Origin of the sequence: Sphaerospermopsis torques-reginae ITEP-024, assembly GCF_019598945.1 — a bacterium.
GTDB lineage: Bacteria > Cyanobacteriota > Cyanobacteriia > Cyanobacteriales > Nostocaceae > Sphaerospermopsis.
Map to the genome: position 1 here is coordinate 251,904 of NZ_CP080598.1, position 17,871 is coordinate 269,774.

Annotated in this window: 23 protein-coding genes; 7 read left to right on the plus strand and 16 right to left on the minus strand. The window is 35.4% G+C overall.

The genetic code is table 11. The annotated features are described in order from the left end of the window. Positions 1-97 precede the first annotated feature (97 nt). The 3 genes from K2F26_RS01030 to K2F26_RS01040 all read left to right on the plus strand — a co-directional run bounded on the left by K2F26_RS01030 (position 98) and on the right by K2F26_RS01040 (position 2,756). Positions 98-1,138 (plus strand): WD40 repeat domain-containing protein, encoded by a 1,041-nt coding sequence (locus tag K2F26_RS01030; RefSeq protein ID WP_220610015.1) that lies wholly within the window; start codon positions 98-100, stop codon positions 1,136-1,138. A 50-nt stretch (positions 1,139-1,188) separates the two neighbouring features. Beyond that, positions 1,189-1,476: a hypothetical protein gene (locus K2F26_RS01035; RefSeq protein ID WP_220610016.1), complete on the plus strand. Its 288-nt coding sequence runs from the start codon at positions 1,189-1,191 to the stop codon at positions 1,474-1,476. Positions 1,477-1,757: 281 nt separating this feature from the next. Further along, entirely contained in the window at positions 1,758-2,756 is a 999-nt protein-coding gene (locus K2F26_RS01040) for a metal ABC transporter solute-binding protein, Zn/Mn family (RefSeq protein ID WP_220610017.1), read from the plus strand. Positions 2,757-2,831: 75 nt separating this feature from the next. Here K2F26_RS01040 and K2F26_RS01045 read toward each other — a convergent pair whose 3' ends face one another. After that, the gene (locus K2F26_RS01045; protein WP_220610018.1) at positions 2,832-4,196 is read right to left on the minus strand and encodes a cytochrome P450; all 1,365 of its coding nucleotides are present in this window, start codon (positions 4,194-4,196) and stop codon (positions 2,832-2,834) included. Positions 4,197-4,422: 226 nt separating this feature from the next. Then, positions 4,423-5,547, minus strand: coding sequence for a saccharopine dehydrogenase family protein (locus K2F26_RS01050; protein WP_220610019.1), 1,125 nt, complete (start codon positions 5,545-5,547; stop codon positions 4,423-4,425). 248 nt (positions 5,548-5,795) lie between these two features. On the opposite strand from K2F26_RS01050, the gene K2F26_RS01055 reads away from it, so the two are divergent. Beyond that, on the plus strand, positions 5,796-6,047 hold the full coding sequence (locus K2F26_RS01055) for a hypothetical protein (protein ID WP_246605488.1): 252 nt from the start codon (positions 5,796-5,798) through the stop codon (positions 6,045-6,047). 411 nt (positions 6,048-6,458) lie between these two features. Here the strand turns inward: K2F26_RS01055 and K2F26_RS01060 are convergent, their stop codons facing one another. Continuing rightward, positions 6,459-7,052 carry a Uma2 family endonuclease gene (locus tag K2F26_RS01060; protein ID WP_220610020.1) on the minus strand — a complete coding sequence of 198 codons (594 nt, stop codon included), beginning with the start codon at positions 7,050-7,052 and terminating at the stop codon, positions 6,459-6,461. Between the two features lie 286 nt (positions 7,053-7,338). On the opposite strand from K2F26_RS01060, the gene K2F26_RS24505 reads away from it, so the two are divergent. Next, positions 7,339-8,385 carry a DUF2281 domain-containing protein gene (locus K2F26_RS24505; RefSeq protein ID WP_246605489.1) on the plus strand — a complete coding sequence of 349 codons (1,047 nt, stop codon included), beginning with the start codon at positions 7,339-7,341 and terminating at the stop codon, positions 8,383-8,385. A gap of 83 nt (positions 8,386-8,468) precedes the next feature. On the opposite strand, the gene K2F26_RS01070 is transcribed toward K2F26_RS24505, so the two are convergent. From K2F26_RS01070 to K2F26_RS01090, 5 genes are all read right to left on the minus strand, one after another. Then, positions 8,469-9,497: a GUN4 domain-containing protein gene (locus K2F26_RS01070; protein WP_220610021.1), complete on the minus strand. Its 1,029-nt coding sequence runs from the start codon at positions 9,495-9,497 to the stop codon at positions 8,469-8,471. Positions 9,498-9,624: 127 nt separating this feature from the next. Beyond that, on the minus strand, positions 9,625-9,762 hold the full coding sequence (locus tag K2F26_RS01075; RefSeq protein ID WP_220610022.1) for a hypothetical protein: 138 nt from the start codon (positions 9,760-9,762) through the stop codon (positions 9,625-9,627). Between the two features lie 7 nt (positions 9,763-9,769). Next, positions 9,770-10,117 (minus strand): type II toxin-antitoxin system PemK/MazF family toxin, encoded by a 348-nt coding sequence (locus K2F26_RS01080; protein ID WP_220610023.1) that lies wholly within the window; start codon positions 10,115-10,117, stop codon positions 9,770-9,772. Continuing rightward, the gene (locus tag K2F26_RS01085; protein ID WP_137666340.1) at positions 10,096-10,320 is read right to left on the minus strand and encodes a ribbon-helix-helix domain-containing protein; all 225 of its coding nucleotides are present in this window, start codon (positions 10,318-10,320) and stop codon (positions 10,096-10,098) included. Before K2F26_RS01085 ends, K2F26_RS01080 begins: the two co-directional genes overlap by 22 nt. Positions 10,321-10,436: 116 nt before the next feature. Then, positions 10,437-10,661, minus strand: coding sequence for a type II toxin-antitoxin system HicB family antitoxin (locus K2F26_RS01090; RefSeq protein ID WP_220610024.1), 225 nt, complete (start codon positions 10,659-10,661; stop codon positions 10,437-10,439). A 364-nt stretch (positions 10,662-11,025) separates the two neighbouring features. Between K2F26_RS01090 and K2F26_RS01095 the strand changes: the two genes are divergently transcribed. Then, complete coding sequence (locus K2F26_RS01095; protein WP_246605490.1) at positions 11,026-11,316, plus strand: hypothetical protein; 291 nt, start codon at positions 11,026-11,028, stop codon at positions 11,314-11,316. Beyond that, positions 11,310-11,684 (plus strand): type II toxin-antitoxin system PemK/MazF family toxin, encoded by a 375-nt coding sequence (locus K2F26_RS01100; RefSeq protein WP_220610025.1) that lies wholly within the window; start codon positions 11,310-11,312, stop codon positions 11,682-11,684. The genes K2F26_RS01095 and K2F26_RS01100 overlap by 7 nt, the downstream gene beginning before the upstream one ends. A gap of 97 nt (positions 11,685-11,781) precedes the next feature. Here K2F26_RS01100 and K2F26_RS01105 read toward each other — a convergent pair whose 3' ends face one another. The 8 genes from K2F26_RS01105 to K2F26_RS01140 form a co-directional block, all read right to left on the minus strand. Continuing rightward, on the minus strand, positions 11,782-12,123 hold the full coding sequence (locus K2F26_RS01105) for a hypothetical protein (RefSeq protein ID WP_220610026.1): 342 nt from the start codon (positions 12,121-12,123) through the stop codon (positions 11,782-11,784). A gap of 23 nt (positions 12,124-12,146) precedes the next feature. After that, positions 12,147-12,467 carry a papain fold toxin domain-containing protein gene (locus K2F26_RS01110; protein ID WP_220610027.1) on the minus strand — a complete coding sequence of 107 codons (321 nt, stop codon included), beginning with the start codon at positions 12,465-12,467 and terminating at the stop codon, positions 12,147-12,149. After that, positions 12,448-12,861 carry a type II toxin-antitoxin system VapC family toxin gene (locus K2F26_RS01115; RefSeq protein WP_220610028.1) on the minus strand — a complete coding sequence of 138 codons (414 nt, stop codon included), beginning with the start codon at positions 12,859-12,861 and terminating at the stop codon, positions 12,448-12,450. Before K2F26_RS01115 ends, K2F26_RS01110 begins: the two co-directional genes overlap by 20 nt. Continuing rightward, positions 12,848-13,102 carry a DUF2281 domain-containing protein gene (locus tag K2F26_RS01120; RefSeq protein WP_220610029.1) on the minus strand — a complete coding sequence of 85 codons (255 nt, stop codon included), beginning with the start codon at positions 13,100-13,102 and terminating at the stop codon, positions 12,848-12,850. The genes K2F26_RS01115 and K2F26_RS01120 overlap by 14 nt, the downstream gene beginning before the upstream one ends. A gap of 33 nt (positions 13,103-13,135) precedes the next feature. Then, positions 13,136-13,366: a type II toxin-antitoxin system ParD family antitoxin gene (locus K2F26_RS01125; RefSeq protein WP_220610030.1), complete on the minus strand. Its 231-nt coding sequence runs from the start codon at positions 13,364-13,366 to the stop codon at positions 13,136-13,138. A gap of 239 nt (positions 13,367-13,605) precedes the next feature. Continuing rightward, entirely contained in the window at positions 13,606-14,961 is a 1,356-nt protein-coding gene (locus tag K2F26_RS01130; protein ID WP_220610031.1) for a GIY-YIG nuclease family protein, read from the minus strand. Positions 14,962-15,019: 58 nt separating this feature from the next. After that, positions 15,020-15,409: a GxxExxY protein gene (locus tag K2F26_RS01135; protein WP_220610032.1), complete on the minus strand. Its 390-nt coding sequence runs from the start codon at positions 15,407-15,409 to the stop codon at positions 15,020-15,022. Positions 15,410-15,498: 89 nt separating this feature from the next. Continuing rightward, positions 15,499-17,709 (minus strand): phosphoketolase family protein, encoded by a 2,211-nt coding sequence (locus K2F26_RS01140; protein ID WP_220610033.1) that lies wholly within the window; start codon positions 17,707-17,709, stop codon positions 15,499-15,501. Between the last annotated feature and the right edge of the window lie 162 nt (positions 17,710-17,871).

Here is a 17,871-nt window from a genome sequence, read left to right on the forward strand (position 1 = left end):
TCTAAAATCTAAAATCTAAAATCTAAAATCTAAAATTTTTCTCCCCTGTTCCCTGTTCCCTATTCCCTATTCCCTATTCCCTATTCCCTCTTAAAATATGGACTTCACAACTAACACACCTCAACAATTTACAACCTACTATTCAGGAAACTTTGCAGATTATATCACCTCTCTAAATTGGTCATCCACAGGTGAAAAACTGGCTGTAATATCTGCTGCGGGAGAAGTTGTCATCTGGGAAAATAAAGAAATTACCTACTTACAAACCGCAATAGGTAAATCAATAGACTGTGTAGCTTTTTCCGCAGATGGTAAATATTTAGCCGTGGGTGGACAAGATGGAAAAGTGAAGATTTGGCGAGAAAATCAATTAATTAAAACCTTAGAAAATGCCCCTGCTTGGGTTGATCAATTAGCTTGGAATCATACTAATAATCTATTAGCTTTTAGTTTAGGGCGTTATGTGCAAGTTTGGGATGCAGATACAGAAGAAATTGTTGTCACTCTTAACTTTGAAAATTCATCAATTTTAGGAATTGATTGGCGAAAAGATGGTAAATATTTAGCTATTGGTGGTTATCAAGGAGTGAAAATTTGGAATAGTCAAGATTGGGATCATGAACCTTATATTTTAGCTATGGGTACAGTTAGTGTAGCAATGGCCTGGTCTGGCGATGGTAAATATTTAGCGTCAGGAAATATGGATCGTAGCGTCACAGTTGTAGAATGGGAAAATCCTGATCCTTGGGTTATGCGTGGTTTTCCGGGTAAAATTCGACAATTAGCTTGGTCTGATGTAACAACTGCTACAGGTGCGCCGCTGTTAGCTGCTTCCAGTGTGGAAGGTGTGGTAGTTTGGGAAAAATCAACGGATGAATCTTTAGGTTGGGAAGCGCAAGTTTTAACGAATCATGTGGATATAATTAATGCGATCGCCTATGCACCCCAAAGTTATATACTTGCTTCTGCTGGTGCTGATGGGTGGTTATGTTTATGGAACGAAAATTGTGAAGTATCGCAAATTCTCACAGGTGTACGTGGGGGTTTTTCGACTTTAGCTTGGCACCCCCAAGGTAAATTTTTAGCCGCAGGTGGGGAACAAGGAGAGTTACTAATTTGGTCAAAAACTAATGACTAATGTTGAATAATTGGTTATGCTGTATCAGCAGCAGCCTTTAAGGGTGAACTATGAACATAACTAAAAACATAACTAAACTGATTTTTCTCGCTTGTCATCTGTTTTTAGCATCTTTGTTTTTGGTAGTAAGTCCAGCACAAGCATCTACTAGATGGAAGACTGTAGCTACTTCTGATCAGATTGTAGCGGCATCTGTACAACCAATTCCCGAATTAACAAAACCCATTTTCAAACAACAAAACCAGCAAATTTCCAATAATATTGGTTGCAGTTGTAGTGCTTGTGTTCAATCTAATTTTCATAAGTTGCAAGGTAAATTACCTGGTGCTGACTTTTAATCAAGTTAGCAATTATGAAACAAAATTCTGGCACAGTATTACTCATTTCTGTGCCTTTATTACTTGCTTTTTTGACAGCATCCCAACTTTGAAAAAATAACCCCAGCCACACTAAAAAATCTCTTAAAATCTCTTACCTTTGTGTCCTTTGCGCCCTTTGCGGTTCAATCATATCAGGATATGGGAGCGTTTTATTTCGTTAGATCAACAAACATAAATTTACACATTTGGAATGCTCCCTATTTTTTGATTTAAATTTAATTTAGAAATAGCAGTTATTTATGACAAAAAAAATCATATACAAGAATTTATTAAATATTGCCTTATTGGTGATTTCTCTGGGATTTTCTGGTTGCAATAATCGCAATTTCAATACCAGATATATTCAGTATAATCAGACGCAAAATATTAACAAAAATCTTCCTCAAGTAGTGGCAACTACCAGTGTATTATGTGATTTAACTAAACAAGTTGCGGGAGAAACAATAAACTTAACTTGTTTAATTCCTCCTGGTTTAAATCCAAGTATTTATGAACCGACACCAGAAGATATCCAAGCCATTGAACAAGCGAAACTTATTTTATATCATGGTTATAATTTTGAACTAAGTTTAATTAAACCTATTCAAAATGCTCAAAATAATGCACCCAAAATAGCAGTCGCTCAACGTGCTGTCACCACACCTGAAAGATTACGTAAAAATGGTAAAAGTTTTACTGAACCACATATTTGGCATGATGTGAAAAATACTATTAAAATGGCAGAAGTAGTTAATAGTAATTTAAGTAAAATATTACCTCAACATCAAAAAGAATATAGTCGCAATACCAGTAAATTAACCCAAGAATTAAATGAACTACATGATTGGGTTAAGTCTACACTTGCCACTATTCCTGATAAAAATCGCAAATTGTTAACCACCCATGAAGCAATGATTTATTATGTCAAAGCTTATGGTTTTCCCTATAAAGGTAGTTTAGCAGATGTTAGGAATGAAGATAATTTAACAGATACAAGAGTGAAAAATTTAGCCCAATATATTCAAAAAACAAAAGCACCAACAGTTTTTGCAGATACAACAATTAATCTTATGTCACTGCAACCTATTACCAGCAAAGCAAATGTGAAACTTTTTGATAGACAACTTTATATTGATGGACTAGGTAAACCTGGTAGTGATGGAGAAACCTATCAAAAAATGATAGATGCAAATACGCGGAGTATTGTTGAAGGTTTGGGAGGTACTTATTTGAAATTTGAGCCAAATATTGGTAGGTAAACTGGGGACTGGTGACTGGGTAATCAATTTTATTTTTTCCAATTACCAATTACCAATTACCAATTACCAATATAACTAAACACCTAAAGGAGATTTTACCCTTTGTCTTTTTCCAGTTGCAACTAACCATTTACCACCAGAAGGGGCTGAGGTGACACCCCGACGCACAGGTTTAACAGGAATGTTATTTACTAATTCAAAATCTAATTGTGACAAGATTGTAGCTAAAACTAGCTTCATTTCAAATAGTGCAAATGACATTCCTAAACATTTACGATTTCCACCACCAAAAGGTAAATATTCATAAGGTGCAAATTGTTTTTCTAAAAATCTTTCTGGTTTAAATTTCTCTGGTTCGGGATATAAATCTGGTCGGCGATGGGTTGAATATATGCAGCCTACTAACCATGAACCTGAGGGAAATTCATGACCCATAATTTCTATTGGCGATTTGACAATTCTCGGTAAGGTAATCATGGCAATAGGATAAATGCGGAGGGTTTCGTTACAAACTGCCGTTAAATAAGGTAGGCGGAAAATTTCGTTTTTATCTGTATTTTCATCCACACTATCTAACTCATGCAGCAGCTTTTCTCGCACTTCTGGTAAATTGTGAATCCAATATAATGCCCATGTAATTGCGGAAGCTGTGGTTTCATGACCTGCTATTAATAAAGTCATTAATTCATCTCGCAATTCTATATTGGTCATGGCTTCACCATTTTCATCTCGCGCTGACATCATCAAAGAAAGAATATCAGTTCGATTGGGATCAGGATGATCTCTGCGTTCTTGAATTTCTGCATATAATAATTGATCAATTTTTTCCCTTTGTCGTAAAAAATAACCCCAGGGACTCCATTCTCCCAAATCTACTTGTAGTGCTGGGAAAAAATTAACGGCTGCTCGTAGGGGAGTATCACCGAAATTCAAAAGTGAACAAAGCAGCTTTTCTAATTCTCTAAATCTTTCTCCTTCACAGATACCAAATACTGTATGTAAAATCACTTTTAGAGAAATTTGTTGGATTGATTCTCTGACAGAAAATGGTGTACCAATTTGCAAATTGCTGATGGCTTCTTTGGTAATATCAGTGATAATTTGACCATAAGCTTTCATGCGATCGCCATAAAATGGAGGTGTTAATAATCGCCGTTGGCGTTGGTGTTCTGTTCCACTCAGCAACAATAAAGATTTTTCCCCCAATAAAGATTTTAAAAGTTGTGAACCTCTAGCATCTAATTTTTCTAGAGAAGCTGCAAAAAGTTCCTGAATTGCTTGGGGGTTACTAATAAACACAATGGGTTCTTTACCAATAATATATGCTTGGAAAAAATCACCATAATCTTTGGCATTTTTTTCCATAAATCCCCAAGGGTTGAATAACCATTGGAAGCGTTGGATAAATTGGGGGGTTGTGGGACTAGAGAAACTTGGCATAACACAAAAGATTAAAAATGATTTCTTACTAGATTAACAAATATAACCATAAATGCCAAATATTTATAAAAAATCTATCTTGAGGTTATTTCTACTTATTTCTATTGATGAGTTTGAATAATTTTAATGTCAGGAGTCAGCAGTCAAGATTCAGAAGTTATTAATGTTGACTTTTGACTTAATTTATCTCCCCCTCTCCGTCATCTCCTCTGTTACCTGATCTTTCCTATTCTCTCCTATGTATTGTTACCCAATGAGAACCAATTTGTATTTTTCTTTCTGCCATTATTTGTTTAAATAAATCTGTAGTTAATGCTGCTTCTACAGGTAAAACTCCGGGGTGTTTCAATTTACCTTCTAATAATAATTTGGCAATACTACCAGTACCTAAACCAGAAGCAATGGCTGTATTTTCATGGAGTAATGTAGAAACATAAGTTGCTGTTTTACTATCTTTTTTTCCTGTGACTTCTGCGCGTACTGCTACACCAATTCCAGTCAAGATATTAGTAAAATCGGTCATGCGATGACTAACATAAGATAAAAATTCAATGGTTTCAGTTTTCTGCATTAACCATTTAGGAAAAATATGGGCGGTTATCCAAGTGAGATGATTATAAAAATCTGGAACTGAACCAAATTTAGTAATTACAGTTTTGACAGTGGGAAAAGAATGGGGTAATGTAATAGTTTCTGGCATATCAAACCAATAAACTCCACTGCGTTTATAGGGTAGGGGAAAAGTCAGTTCTTCTCTATCGCTATAGGGTTCAATTAAATGCCATTCACCATTGATCCAAGCTTCAAAAGAATGTTGTAAACCTAAAAAAGTGGTTCGCATTACGGTGACACCAGCACCACCAGAACCAGATACTAAATAACTTAAATGGATTTTTTCTGGTATATCAAATTGTTCGATTCCTTGACGGACTAAACTGTTAGAAATACCGGGGAAAATCCCCGTGTTAATAATTGCGGTGACACCAGCATTAACCGCTTTTTCATGTAATTTTAGAGCTTTTTGGGTGTAGGAACGGTGATCACTGACATCAAGATAATTGACACCTTGATCAATGCAGATTTCTAAAACTTGGGTGTCTCGATAGTGAAATGGTCCTGCACAGTGGATGACGAGGTTAGAGTTGGCGATCGCCTCTTTTAATTTTTCCACCTCACTCAAATCTAAAATCAAAAATTGCTCTCTTCCTCCCGAAGACAAGTTGACACCCTTTCCCGTCTCTGGGGAACGTCCAGTGATGGTAATATTTGCCTGGGTGTGGCTGAGAATATCATTAGCAACTGCGCTACCAATGCGTCCCCTTCCACCTAGTATCAATACACGATCTGTCATGATTAAATTTTGGACAACATTCTGACAATATTATTTTTATTCCACCATATTTCTGTACCTTTTGTCATCAGTTGTAAGTATGATAAGAATGTTAGGGTTGAGCAATGCTAAACCCCTACTCCAAGGAAATATTCATACTGTTGATGAGGGGTATTTCCTGTGCTTACTTATAGCTATTTTTTAAATTATATATTACACAGCTTACTTATTTTTATAAGTTATGTTAAAATATAAAATATCCAAAAACCATGAATAAAACTATGTCAGAAACAGGATTAAATTTATTCATTACGATGGAGTTACTAATTAACTCTTTAAATGCACTAAGTTTATCAGAAAAGCAGCAACTTTGGCGGATTCTTGATGAAGCGATCGCTGATGCTGAAGAGGAAAGTTGGCGAGAAGATGAAGAACCTAAAAAAGAAATTCAATTAATCCGTGAGGAATATGCGAATGGGGAATATATGACTTTTCAACAGTATCTAAATCAGAGAAAATAGATACTATGACTTATGATATTATTATTACTAAATCTATTCAGAAACAATTAGATAATCTTCCTAGTAATATACAAGAGCGTGTATATACAGCATATTTCATATCCATGAGGTACATTTCATTCAAAATAAGTTCACCGTTGGTACAGGTTGCTTGGATAATTTGCAGCATTATGAATAACCTTAAATCCTATATAAAATTTTTCGGTATGATTCTATTATAAACTACGCACGATAATTCTCAGGTGAGGTGAATATTTCCAAGTGTATCTGTGATGGTTCTATTATCTTCTCTTATTTACATGATGGTTGGTGATGGTTGGTTGAGATGATGTGAACAGATACAGGGTTTTTGGGTTGTAATTTAGGGTTATTAATATTGTTGGGTTTCCTTACGTCAACCCAACCTAAAAACTACTTTTTAATACCTTTAATAAATTCTGTTCTCCCATCAATAATGGACGGTATTAAAACACAAGTTACTAACAAATCTATATCTAAATCTGGCAATAATTGACTGTGATTAATTTGCTCATAATTACCATTTTTGAGATGATATAGAGACAATTGATTATTTTCCCAAAACCAGACTTCAGTAATATTAAACCGTTTATATTTTTCCAGTTTATCAATACTTCCACTGGTAATATTAACTTCAATTGCTAAATCTGGATTTTCCTTTTTCTCTCCTATATAATAAGATTCATCAGGTTCAAAGGAAGCACTCTTTTCTTTTGCGCGACGGGTAGCACTACCTACAGGGATAAAGTTGATCCCTTTTTCAAAAAGATATGCTTCTATCAAAATAGCGATAATTTTTTTGATATTTTCGTGTTGTTCACCAAGTGTCATAAATTCGATGCACCCATCAAGATAAGTTATCCGCAAACCTGCTGCGTCTGCGGTTAAGGTTTCTATTGTTTCCAATTCCTCCCAGGTGTAATGGCCAGGTAGAAGAAATCGCTGTTCGGAAATTGTGGTAGTTTTGTCTAAGGTTTGGATAGTCATAGTAAGTTTATGTTTATGACTTTAAGTTTTATTATAACTCATGGTGTCAGGTAAGGAAATATTGATACTTTTCATGAGGTTATTTCCTGAATGTTGTTTTCTATATTATGGCGGTTTTTGTCATTTTCTGCCATTGGGAGAAAACACTATTCATGATATTTGGTGATGGTTGGGTGGTTTGGGTGATGTTGGGTTTTCTTGCACCAACCCAACCAACTTACTAATTTCCGCAAATATACGCTTTTGGAATGTTATACTTTAAAATCAGATTACATAGAAAATAAACATGAACGCTAATAGCCAATTTAAAGAACACGAAATAACAACTTGTTGCGCTTTAAGATTTGATGGGTACAAATACCAAAAAGAAACAGGATTTAATCCAAGCTTAACATTTGACAAACTTTTTTTGGGTGAAGATGTAGGAGAGTTAGACGGTTTAGCAGCAATGTTTTTTCTTCAGCGAGCGCTTTGTAAATGGGATTTAGTATACGAGACAGAGGACAGTAAATATTACAAACTTTACAGAAAGTTATTTCTTAAATATGTAGATTCAGAAATTCCAGTACAATACAGAAACGAAGAATGGTATAATATATGGCAAGATGAGTATAAACCTCATGTTGTAGAAATTAAAAAATTTGTACAAAACATTTATCTAAAGAGCATAAAAATGAGCATGGAAGAAATCATCATAGATAAGGTAAAAATGTTACCTGCTGATAAGCAACAAGAAGTGTTGGATTTTGTAGAATTTTTATTAGCAAAAATTCAAAACTCAATGAGTAAAAAAGGCAAGTTTATTGATTTTTACCTCCCGTATAGTCAAGATGGTAATCATATTTCTGCAAAAAGCCAAGCAGAAAAAATCTTGCAGGAAGCCGATACATTGCTGAAAAAAGGTTCTTTTGGAGTTGCTATCATATACTCTGCCAATTATGATCAGACCAAAAATATTAGAAAAACCTACACAGAAGGTGGATATAAAACAGGAACTTCAGGAGCAAATCAGGCTAATGTAATGACTGAGATGGAAAAACTGTTAGATACTCCAAATTATCAGCATTTACAAGGTAAAATTCGGATAGCTCCTATTACTACCATGACCTATTCTGGCTATGATGGAAAAGAACATATAACAGTGGTAAAAGATGATTTAGCTCAGATTCAACAAATGCTAGAAAGTGGATGGGATATATTGGGCTGGCAAAATCAGACTACTATCAAAAGCAAGAATAAATACGCTGTGGGTGGCGGTATTGCTAACTTATCTCAAGATATTTCCAATGAAATTCAATCTACTTTGCTTTCTCTAGCTTCTCAATACAAATAAAATAATTTGTGGGACAGAATAATTCAGTTAGCTGAACTTTATTAAGACTGTCCTACAATTATCAGAAAACTTGACAACCATATTTAAAGATTACATTCTTCACATCGAGAACAAAGACAAAAGTAAGCTTCTTTAGCTTTATCTAATGTTGGACTGGTTGCCATACCCCAAGCCAGAATGGCAGGAAGATGACCAATAGGAGCTTTGAGTGTAAAATTTAAAGCAGCATGAGCCGTATTCCATTTTATTTTGTCCATAAAATTTTCTAAACATTCTGAGATTTGCTCATAGTTTCCATTTTTTTGAAATCCCAGTTTTTTCAAAATATTTAGCTGAACACTATACCCAAAACGACCCTTACTGTATTTAATCCAAAGATTATTAATAGTATGTAGATGTGAGCATGGTATATTAACGATTTCTTCAGAATTTAACCATGTAGAATCGTAATATTCATAACCGCATAAAGATTTCAAAATTTCAAATGTTTCTAGGTCAGCTTCCCGCCATTTCTTGGTCGCTAATAAATTCTCTAACTTGTTGTAGTTTACATAATTTTTCAATTCAAATAAGTGAGATACATGATTACCACCATTAGACTGTAGAGTGGCAATATGAATTAAATCTGTATAATCTATAGGTTCTCCTGTCCGAAACCAGCAAAATGTCCTTTTTTTATAGATATCATCTTTTTCTTTTTGAGAGTCAATCAGCATCCACAAACAGGGTTTATCTTTTTGAATTTGTACAGCAATAATTTGAGAATCAATCGGTATATTATCAAGTTCAAATTCACCACTATCAGGCAATTGATATTTTTTAATAGTTTTTAAATTTTGTGTAATTTTTTTTTGCTGTGTAATTTTTTTTGGCTTGTCATAAAAAACGTATTCATCTGGAACATAGGAAAATTTTAGTAATGACCAAAGTTCGATAGGCTCTAAATCTTCATCAATTGGATTATCTGTTTTAGCGAATGCAACTATAGGACAATCACCATCTGTACCGATTTGAATAATTTTTTCCCCCGTGTTTCTAGTTCCTAACTCTAAGAAATTACTTGGACTGAAAAATACGCTATCTGGCCATTCATCTCTATTGATTATCGGCATTTCATCTCTCCAGTTGTTAAAATATGAGAATATCTAACCTATATTAAAAGCCTTCTCATGACTCATAATAACCCAGGTAGTAAGGTGCGTTAAGCAATAGCGTAACACACCCTACAGAAATATGATATTAATGCACCAACTCAATAGCCCGCTTCGTCAACGCTTCCGCAGTCAACCCATTAAACGCCATCAACTTACCCGCATTTGCAGTAGTTTCCCCACGCTTCCAAGGGAAAATATCCCACTTCCTGAGATTCCATAACATAAAACAATTAATTGTTATTTAAACTCAGATAGCAACGCAAAATAGTTTGCGCTTGTTCTAATAACTCTGTTTCTAATTCTCCTAATTGTTGCGTTAAACGAACTTTATCAAAAGTCATTGGTTCAACACATATCAAAAGACTATCTACAGAAAGTCCGTTTTGTGTTGATGCAGGTACTTCAACTACTGCTGGTGAAATACGGGAGTTATTAAATTTTGCAGAAGTAAAAGGTAAAACTGTGACTTTGGTGCGTTGGTTATTAAACAAAGTCCCAGAAATTATCAGTGCTGGACGAGTTTTTTGAATTTCTGTACCTACGGATGGATCAAATGTTACGATCCAGATGCTTCCCATTCGGTAATCGCTATATTTTGCCATTCACTTTCCCAACCTAATTCTAATTCATCAATTACAGCGCAAGCAGCCGCTAGTGCTTCATCTTGTCTTTGTTTTTGCCATTGTTTCAAGAGACTTTCAATTAATGCACTACGGTTATCAACTTTTTGGTCAATGTAATTTAGTAAGTCATCTGGCAATGAAATTGAAATTTTAGCCATATCCTACCTCTAGTCATACCATTGGTAGTATAACAGATTTTAATATTTTTAGTCTAGTAATTCTGTCAAAATTTTTCTATTAGGTAATTAATTGGATAACTTGAGAATTTGATTTATTACAGCAGTTTCAAGGTTAATGAGGTACAGTAACCGATTGAGCTACATAGATAGGGTTTACCATGTTTTTCTAATACATGAAGATAGCCTTTTATAGCATCTTTGATATTTGTAATTGCTTCATCTAAGGTTTTACCTTGACTGACACAACCAGGAAGTTCTGGTACTTCAGCAATGTAACCTTGGTATTCTGAATCATGGGTGAATATTACTTGAAATTTCATAGTGATTTTTTTTGGGAGGTCTTTTTTTAATTTAATACATCACTGCTAATTTGCACCTTGATATTTATTAATTCTTTCCCGCACTGCTTGACGGATATCTTCCCAGTCTTGTGCTGTCATTTCTGTAGCTTCAAAGAGAGTTCAAACCTTCTAAAAGCATGGTTTGTAGCTGTTATTTTGCTCTTTGTTTTTGGTCTTGTCGCACTAATTCCCTGACACTGCTGTAACTACCTTGCGCTACTATTCTACATAAGCTCGTATGGTGTCAGATAAGGAAATATTTATGCTTTTCATCAGGTGATTTATACAATAATCCAACATCATTTGATATAATGTAAAAAATCATCACATCATGATAAAAACTATGTCACAGACTGGATTAAATCTATTCATTCCGATGGAGTTACTAATTAACTCTTTAAATGCCCTAAGTTTATCAGAAAAACAACAACTTGTACATATTCTTGATGATGCTATTGCTCAAGATAAACAAACTAAAAGAGAAATTCAATTAGTAAATGATGAGTATGCAAATGGTAATTATCACAAATTTACTAATATTAAAGAACAGTTAAAACAAGGAGCTATTAAAAGAGCAGAACGTGATTTAGGTTTAGTTGATGAGTGGTTTAATTTGGAAGAAGAAGCGTGTTAAGTACAGAAAAAATCATTTATCCTCAACGTGGTGAAATCTACCTAGTTAATTTTGATCCAACTATCGGTTCAGAAATCAAAAAAACACGACCTGCTTTAATTTTGCAAAATGATGTTTCTAATCAATATAGTCCTATAACTATTGTTGCTGCCATTACTTCTCAATTTACAGAACCTTTGTATCCTACTGAAGTGCTAATTAAATCACCAGAAGGAGGTTTACAAGTTGATTCTGTTGCGCTTCTTAATCAAATTCGTTCTATTGATAAACAAAGGTTAATGAAACGTTTGGGTGTTCTCGATGCAGTGACAATGGAAGATGTAGATAGAGCAATTCAGATTAGTTTGGGTTTAGTAAAACTAACATAAATTAATTCATCAAATCAACCTATTCACTGAACTTACTTTCCTCCTAAAAATGTTGGGTTTCCTTGCGTCAAACCAACCTACACTATAATTTTTATTTTCATGAAACTAATTCATCAATTTTTGCTATTTCATGATTTTTCTGTTGTTGACAAAATTCTTCAAACAAAGTAAAAAATCTATCTACCGCGCTTTTTTCATCGGCTGAATGGAAAAGCAGAATACTTGACCATAATTGACCTGTTTCTACATTAAATTTGTGTCTGATCCATTGTAAAAAATCTTGAAATTCTGTTTCTTCTGCTGTTAAGGGAATACCAATTTCTCGACGGGCAAAATAGTAGCCATCTAAGAATGATTGAAGGCTAAAAATAGAGTTTTTACCTAAATACATTGCTGGTCTTTTTTTGATCTTTTGCAGTAAGTTGTAGAGATTATCCATATTTAACCCACTAATTTTCTAGTTTAAAAGTATGTTTCTGTGATTTGAAACTCTAATCCTGCATCTAAAATAGGTGAATAGAGATTCTGTATCCAGTCTAATCGCGTAATTCCTTGATGGTGGATGTTATCAAAAACAATTTCTACGCCATTGATCTCAATTATAACACCTTCATGATGACCAGTAGTAGCAATCAATTCTCCAATGCTATCATCATAAATTCTGCCATAAATGGGATCTTGAGAATTTGTATCTAGTTTGATATGTTTGCCATGAATACCTTGTCTGATTAAAAATTCTTTGATTGCTCTAGCACAGGGTAGTTCAAAATAGCAAATTTTCAAAAGGATAATTTTGTTTCCAACGATAGGTATTAAAGTCCCGTTGATCTACAGAAAAAATGCGCCCATGTCCTAAATGTTCTGCTAAAATCACTAGGGAAGCATCAGCTAAATCCATTGGTAAATTAGCATATTGTTCCATTAATTGAATAATTCGCGGAGTATGGTAAGGTTCTAAATTAAAAACTGTAAATAATTCTTGTTGCAGACTGTTTAAAAAAGTAATTTGCGCTGGAAATCCTTTGCGAGTTAGCAAAAGATAACAAGTTTCTGTGACAACACACCATGTTGTAATTAATGGTTCGTTGTATTTTTTTAAAGTTTGTTTTGCTCTTTTGTGGTAGGTGTCTTTTTGATCAATAAGAGCTAACCAAAAACCTGTATCAACTATGATCATATTTATTGGGTAAGGTATTAGATAAAACTTCTTTATAAGTGGTTGATAAATTTTCTTCCACAGCACAACAACCAATTAATCCAATTTCATCAAATTTCTCATAGATGGTTTTTTCTTGATGATGATTTTCTGGTTGTGGATAACGTTTTTTAAGTAGTTGAATAAAATCAAGGAGTAAGATTTGTGCTTCTTCTGGTAAGCTGTTAATTTCTTGAGATATTTCTGCAAGTTTGATATCCATAATTACTGCCTTTTTTAAATTATGTTACTACTATTATACTGCTTGACGAATATCTTCCCAGTCTTGTGCAGTCATTTCTGTAGCTTCTCCAGAGTTCAAACCTTCTAAAAGCATGGTTTGTAGTTGTTCTTTTGCTCTCTGTTTTTGGTCTTCTCGCACTAATTCCCGAAAGTATTCGCTGACGCTGCTGTAACCACCTTGCGCTACGAGTTCTTCTACGTAAGCTCCCATGTTGTCAGGTAAGGAAATATTCATGCTTTTCATAATGTGACTTCCTGAATGTTGTTTTTTCTATCATGGAGGTTTTTGTCATTTTCTGCTATTGGGAGAAAACACTATTCATGATAGTTGGGTGGTTTGGGTGATGTTGGGTTAACCTAACTTACCAATAGATGATTTAGAGGAACGCAGATAAACGCAGATAAACGCAGATGGAAATTATAATTATTGTTGGGTTTTCTTGCGTTAACCCAACCTACTGACTACTTACTACAAAAATCAACTTACTGACTATTATTAGTTTGAAGTAGTGAAGATAAAAAATTAGACTGTAACCACACAAATAGTTTTAGCCTCATACTATCATTTGGTTTTGATTTATATTCTCCTTTCTGAATTTCTTCTAAAACACTACTATTTAGACTAACTGTTGATTGATCTTTCATTAAATCTTCAAACATAGCTAGTGGAAGCAATACCACATTTTCAACTTCTACATCATCTTTACTAAACCTAATAGTTTCAAATCTATATCTATAACCAGACCATCTAATATTAGGTAGTCTCTCTACTGCATTTTGGAAATTCTTGATTATGCAATTATACTCAGGATCAGGATTTTTTGTATTGTGCATTATCCACCAATAGAGATTATGTCTAACAAAATGCTTTCCATTATCGTTAGTACAAACTTCTATTTCTACATTATCTACATACACAAATTGACGAGTCATTACTCTAACTTCACCTTCACCCATCGGTTCTAATTCCTCCCAGGGTTCAACTTCAACTGTATTTTTTACCCTATCATTTATAGGTTGTTTTTTATAAACATTTTCTACTGGAATAGGATCATCTTCTAATGCTTCTAAACCTGATGTATTTTCATCTTCTTCATTCTTATCTAATATTAATTCTAGCTGTTCGCTACTAAAAGCCATCAGTTCTATTCCAGCTAGAGTTTGACGACTTGAATTTTCCATGAAATAAACTAAATTATCAAATGGAGATAAATCTATTCTTAAACCGTTATATTCAGTTTGCCAAAAACCGAATTTACCTGAAGATTTAGGATATGTTTTGTATTCTTTCCATTTTAGGGAACTAGCTTTTTTATTAATGTTTTTTAATGCAGTTCTAATACTGCCAGAAAATCCTGTTCTACCATAAACAGGATATACTAAATATATTGTTGGTGGTTCTTCATCTAAGATTGTATCAAAACCAACTATCATAACATTGAATTTTGCTAATTGATAAAGACTTTGCTGTAATGCCGTTTCTGCTGGAGTTATTTTTCTAATTGGTACTATTACTTTAGACCAATTTAGAGGAGGCTTGTATAAGTTAATAAATTGATTTTCGAGTTGGGCAAGATTTTCTTGCTTACTACAGCTTAACCAAGCAATACGAATAGGATTTTTCCTGTTAAATCTTTTTAGTTGATTAAATCTATGATGTACTTTCCATCTTTCAGATAAGTTTACCGTTCTACCTATATAAATAATTTGATCTTTGCTATCATATACAAAGTAAATAGCTGCACAATTAGGAAAATGATCTTTTTCTAATAGAGAAAGTGATGGTAGTTCGGAAATGTTGATTTTTTCTATCATAAGAAATGTTTTGACAGTTTCCATATTTCATACTCTTCTGATTCAGAGGAACGCAGATGAACGCAGATAAACGCAGATGGGTTTAGAAATTACGCACAACACGCCTTATATCTACTTTGGGATTACCAAAATTAATTAATAGACATAGAGTAAGTCCAGTTGTTTTCAGATAATTCATACATTGGGAAAAATGCTTACTCTCTAGTGTTGTTACTGCCTTTAACTCCACAATAATAGCGTTTTCCACCAACAAATCAGCCCGATAATTACCCACAACCACACCGTCATACCAAACTTCCAACATTTTCTGCTGCTCAACCAACAAACCTGTTTTCCGTAACTCATGCACCAGAGCATTTTCATAAACCTGCTCCAAAAAACCAACCCCCAAAGTATTACCCACTTTGAAAGCACACCCAATAACCTGCTCCGTCACCCTATTTAACTCCAATCTGCGTTCATCTGCGTTCATCTGCGTTTCCTCCAAATAAATCCGCAAATGTACGCAACTAAACGCCAAGTCATCCGCGTTCATCTGCGTACATCTGCGGTTAAAAATCCTTAATGCACTAACTCAATAGCCCGCTTCGTCAACGCTTCCGCAGTCAACCCATTAAAAGCCATCAACTCACCCGCGCTTGCGGTAGTTTCCCCACGCTTCCAAGCGAAAATATCCCGCTTACTGGTACTGCGTAACATAATAGGTTCTAACATCGCACCAGCACCACCAGTCACACCAATTAACGCATCACCAGCAAACAAATTATCAAATTCTGCATCACTCAAAAACCCACCATCAGGTTCAGAACAAGTATCCCAAGCTGTATCATCAGCACGATATAAACGCCGGGGGTTAATAACAGAAATTATCTTCACTCCAATACCTTCTGTCTCTAAAAATGCCGCCGCTTCAAATACGGGAATTAACGTCATATCGCCAATTACAGCAAAAACAACTTGCTTTCCTCCCGCAACTTCATGTAATAAAATCGCGCCTTTTTCTAACCCTTCTTTTGTTTGTTCTAATGTTGTTCTAATGGGTAAAGGTGACTTACTTGCAGTGATGACAATTCCCTTATTTTTTGTTCCTAAAGCCCAGTCATAACAGACTTGAATACTGTTAGCATCGGGGGGAAAAACAGGAAATACATTACCATTTCTCATCATCGAAGCAAAATAAGCTTCAATTTCTGGTCTTTGGTGTGTCCAACCGTTGCGACCTTGTTCTAAAGCACCGGCAGTAAATAAGGTAATAGTTGACGGTGTTTTTCTTCTTAATTCTGCCATTGCTTGGGTGACTGTTTGCCAAATTGGTAAACCATTGATGGCAAAAGATTCGTATGAACACCACAAACTTCTCGCACCCATTAAGGATAAACCAACTGCTAAACCTGCACAAGCATCTTCGCTCAAAGGTTCGTAAACTTGACCTCCTGGAGCCTGATGATAGGTTTCATCTGCTGTGGGGTGAATGATTTTTAAGGCTTCATTAATATTACCAATTCCTGAAGCAGCGTTACCATCGGCGTTAGTGACGAGGAAATTTTTATCTTTATTTCCGATTATTCCTACTAACCTTCCCATTGCGGTTGTCGAAACTTTTGGTTCTCCCCCAACTGCATATTCTTCTAATGGTAATTCGCCAATTTCTGCTAAAGGTAATTCAAATTCTGTAACTACTGTTTTCGCTGCGGGTCCACCTCCGGCACGTTCCGCATTTGTGCGGACTGTTTGCCATGCTTCTACAGATAAAGCGCGTTTTTGTAAAGCTGTGACAATGTGAGGGGCGGTTAAAGTATCTTGAGGATAGAGGTTGTGAGATTTTGCCCCTAAAGCGTGAACACCCGCGCCTTTTAGTTGTTTAATGATAAATACCGTTAATGTGCCACTCATAGCGGAACGGGCAGCTTTATCAATGCCTACTAATACCGCTTTGGTAAATTCTAACCGTTTTTGGAAGGAGAAAATGGTACTATCTACGTAATCTCCTGGTTGGTTTTGGTCGTCAAATTCCTTAGCATCTACGATGATCACTTCCGCAAAACCGTTACCTTTCCAATAGGCGATCATCTCATCGGTGGTTTTTAAAGATACCATGCTATGATGCTCTTGGCTGTAACCGTTCCACACTAGGATAGGTAGGAAGTTGGTGACTTTGGGGTAAGCGGTGTTAAAATGCGCCATTGCACTCATGATGTAGGGTTCACCCAGTCCCCCATCTCCCACGGTGAAGGGGAAGAGTTTGTCACGGTGCAGGAGTGCAGCAGACATGGCGAAATGTTGCCCTTGTCCCAAAGGACCAGCAGGGGCGAGAATACCAGGAATGTAACCGGAAAGGTGTCCGATTAAACCATGTTTTTCTCGAAAGCGATCGCGTAATTGTTGTACAGTAAAAATGCCCATGTCTTCTAAGGATCTGTCTAGGAACATGGCACTATAAAAACCAGGGGCGTGGTGTCCAACTTCGGTGATAATGTTTTTATGTCCCAGCATGACCAAAGCTGCATAAGCTTCCGCTTGGCTGGCAAAACCGCCGGGATGTCCAGAAGCCTTACTACCAGTAATTTGTAGGGTGAGGTAGCGCAGGGCATCGGCAGCGAGTAGGGTTTGATAAGCTGCACTGGGATCTGTTGGTGAGGCGATCGCACCTTTGCCCGATTCTATCACTGGCGTTGCACCATAAGTTTCAAAATCTGGCAATGCTTCCCCAAAATATTGAATACCTTCGCAAAAATTGGGAACTGTGGAAGATGCCTTTGTTGTAGTTGTCATGCTGAGTACCTTAAAATAATTTCGTCGTTTTCATCAAATACGTTTTTCTTTTCTCACGCAGAGGCGCAGAGGCGCAGAGAGGAGGGAAAGAGGTAATCTGGGATATGAAAACTCTTGTAATGTAACCAAAATTTTACATCTTCGTGGTTGCAACGGTTTATA

Excerpts from the sequence above, each read along its gene's own strand:
- K2F26_RS01030 (WP_220610015.1), top strand. The coding sequence starts at position 98 with ATGGACTTCACAACTAACACACCTCAACAATTTACAACCTACTATTCA.
- K2F26_RS01035 (WP_220610016.1), top strand. The coding sequence starts at position 1,189 with ATGAACATAACTAAAAACATAACTAAACTGATTTTTCTCGCTTGTCAT.
- K2F26_RS01040 (WP_220610017.1), top strand. The coding sequence starts at position 1,758 with ATGACAAAAAAAATCATATACAAGAATTTATTAAATATTGCCTTATTG.
- K2F26_RS01045 (WP_220610018.1), bottom strand. The coding sequence starts at position 4,196 with ATGCCAAGTTTCTCTAGTCCCACAACCCCCCAATTTATCCAACGCTTC.
- K2F26_RS01050 (WP_220610019.1), bottom strand. The coding sequence starts at position 5,547 with ATGACAGATCGTGTATTGATACTAGGTGGAAGGGGACGCATTGGTAGC.
- K2F26_RS01055 (WP_246605488.1), top strand. The coding sequence starts at position 5,796 with ATGAATAAAACTATGTCAGAAACAGGATTAAATTTATTCATTACGATG.
- K2F26_RS01060 (WP_220610020.1), bottom strand. The coding sequence starts at position 7,052 with ATGACTATCCAAACCTTAGACAAAACTACCACAATTTCCGAACAGCGA.
- K2F26_RS24505 (WP_246605489.1), top strand. The coding sequence starts at position 7,339 with ATGAACGCTAATAGCCAATTTAAAGAACACGAAATAACAACTTGTTGC.
- K2F26_RS01070 (WP_220610021.1), bottom strand. The coding sequence starts at position 9,497 with ATGCCGATAATCAATAGAGATGAATGGCCAGATAGCGTATTTTTCAGT.
- K2F26_RS01075 (WP_220610022.1), bottom strand. The coding sequence starts at position 9,762 with ATGTTATGGAATCTCAGGAAGTGGGATATTTTCCCTTGGAAGCGTGGG.
- K2F26_RS01080 (WP_220610023.1), bottom strand. The coding sequence starts at position 10,117 with ATGGGAAGCATCTGGATCGTAACATTTGATCCATCCGTAGGTACAGAA.
- K2F26_RS01085 (WP_137666340.1), bottom strand. The coding sequence starts at position 10,320 with ATGGCTAAAATTTCAATTTCATTGCCAGATGACTTACTAAATTACATT.
- K2F26_RS01090 (WP_220610024.1), bottom strand. The coding sequence starts at position 10,661 with ATGAAATTTCAAGTAATATTCACCCATGATTCAGAATACCAAGGTTAC.
- K2F26_RS01095 (WP_246605490.1), top strand. The coding sequence starts at position 11,026 with ATGTCACAGACTGGATTAAATCTATTCATTCCGATGGAGTTACTAATT.
- K2F26_RS01105 (WP_220610026.1), bottom strand. The coding sequence starts at position 12,123 with ATGGATAATCTCTACAACTTACTGCAAAAGATCAAAAAAAGACCAGCA.
- K2F26_RS01115 (WP_220610028.1), bottom strand. The coding sequence starts at position 12,861 with ATGATCATAGTTGATACAGGTTTTTGGTTAGCTCTTATTGATCAAAAA.
- K2F26_RS01120 (WP_220610029.1), bottom strand. The coding sequence starts at position 13,102 with ATGGATATCAAACTTGCAGAAATATCTCAAGAAATTAACAGCTTACCA.
- K2F26_RS01125 (WP_220610030.1), bottom strand. The coding sequence starts at position 13,366 with ATGAAAAGCATGAATATTTCCTTACCTGACAACATGGGAGCTTACGTA.
- K2F26_RS01130 (WP_220610031.1), bottom strand. The coding sequence starts at position 14,961 with ATGGAAACTGTCAAAACATTTCTTATGATAGAAAAAATCAACATTTCC.
- K2F26_RS01135 (WP_220610032.1), bottom strand. The coding sequence starts at position 15,409 with ATGAACGCAGATGAACGCAGATTGGAGTTAAATAGGGTGACGGAGCAG.
- K2F26_RS01140 (WP_220610033.1), bottom strand. The coding sequence starts at position 17,709 with ATGACAACTACAACAAAGGCATCTTCCACAGTTCCCAATTTTTGCGAA.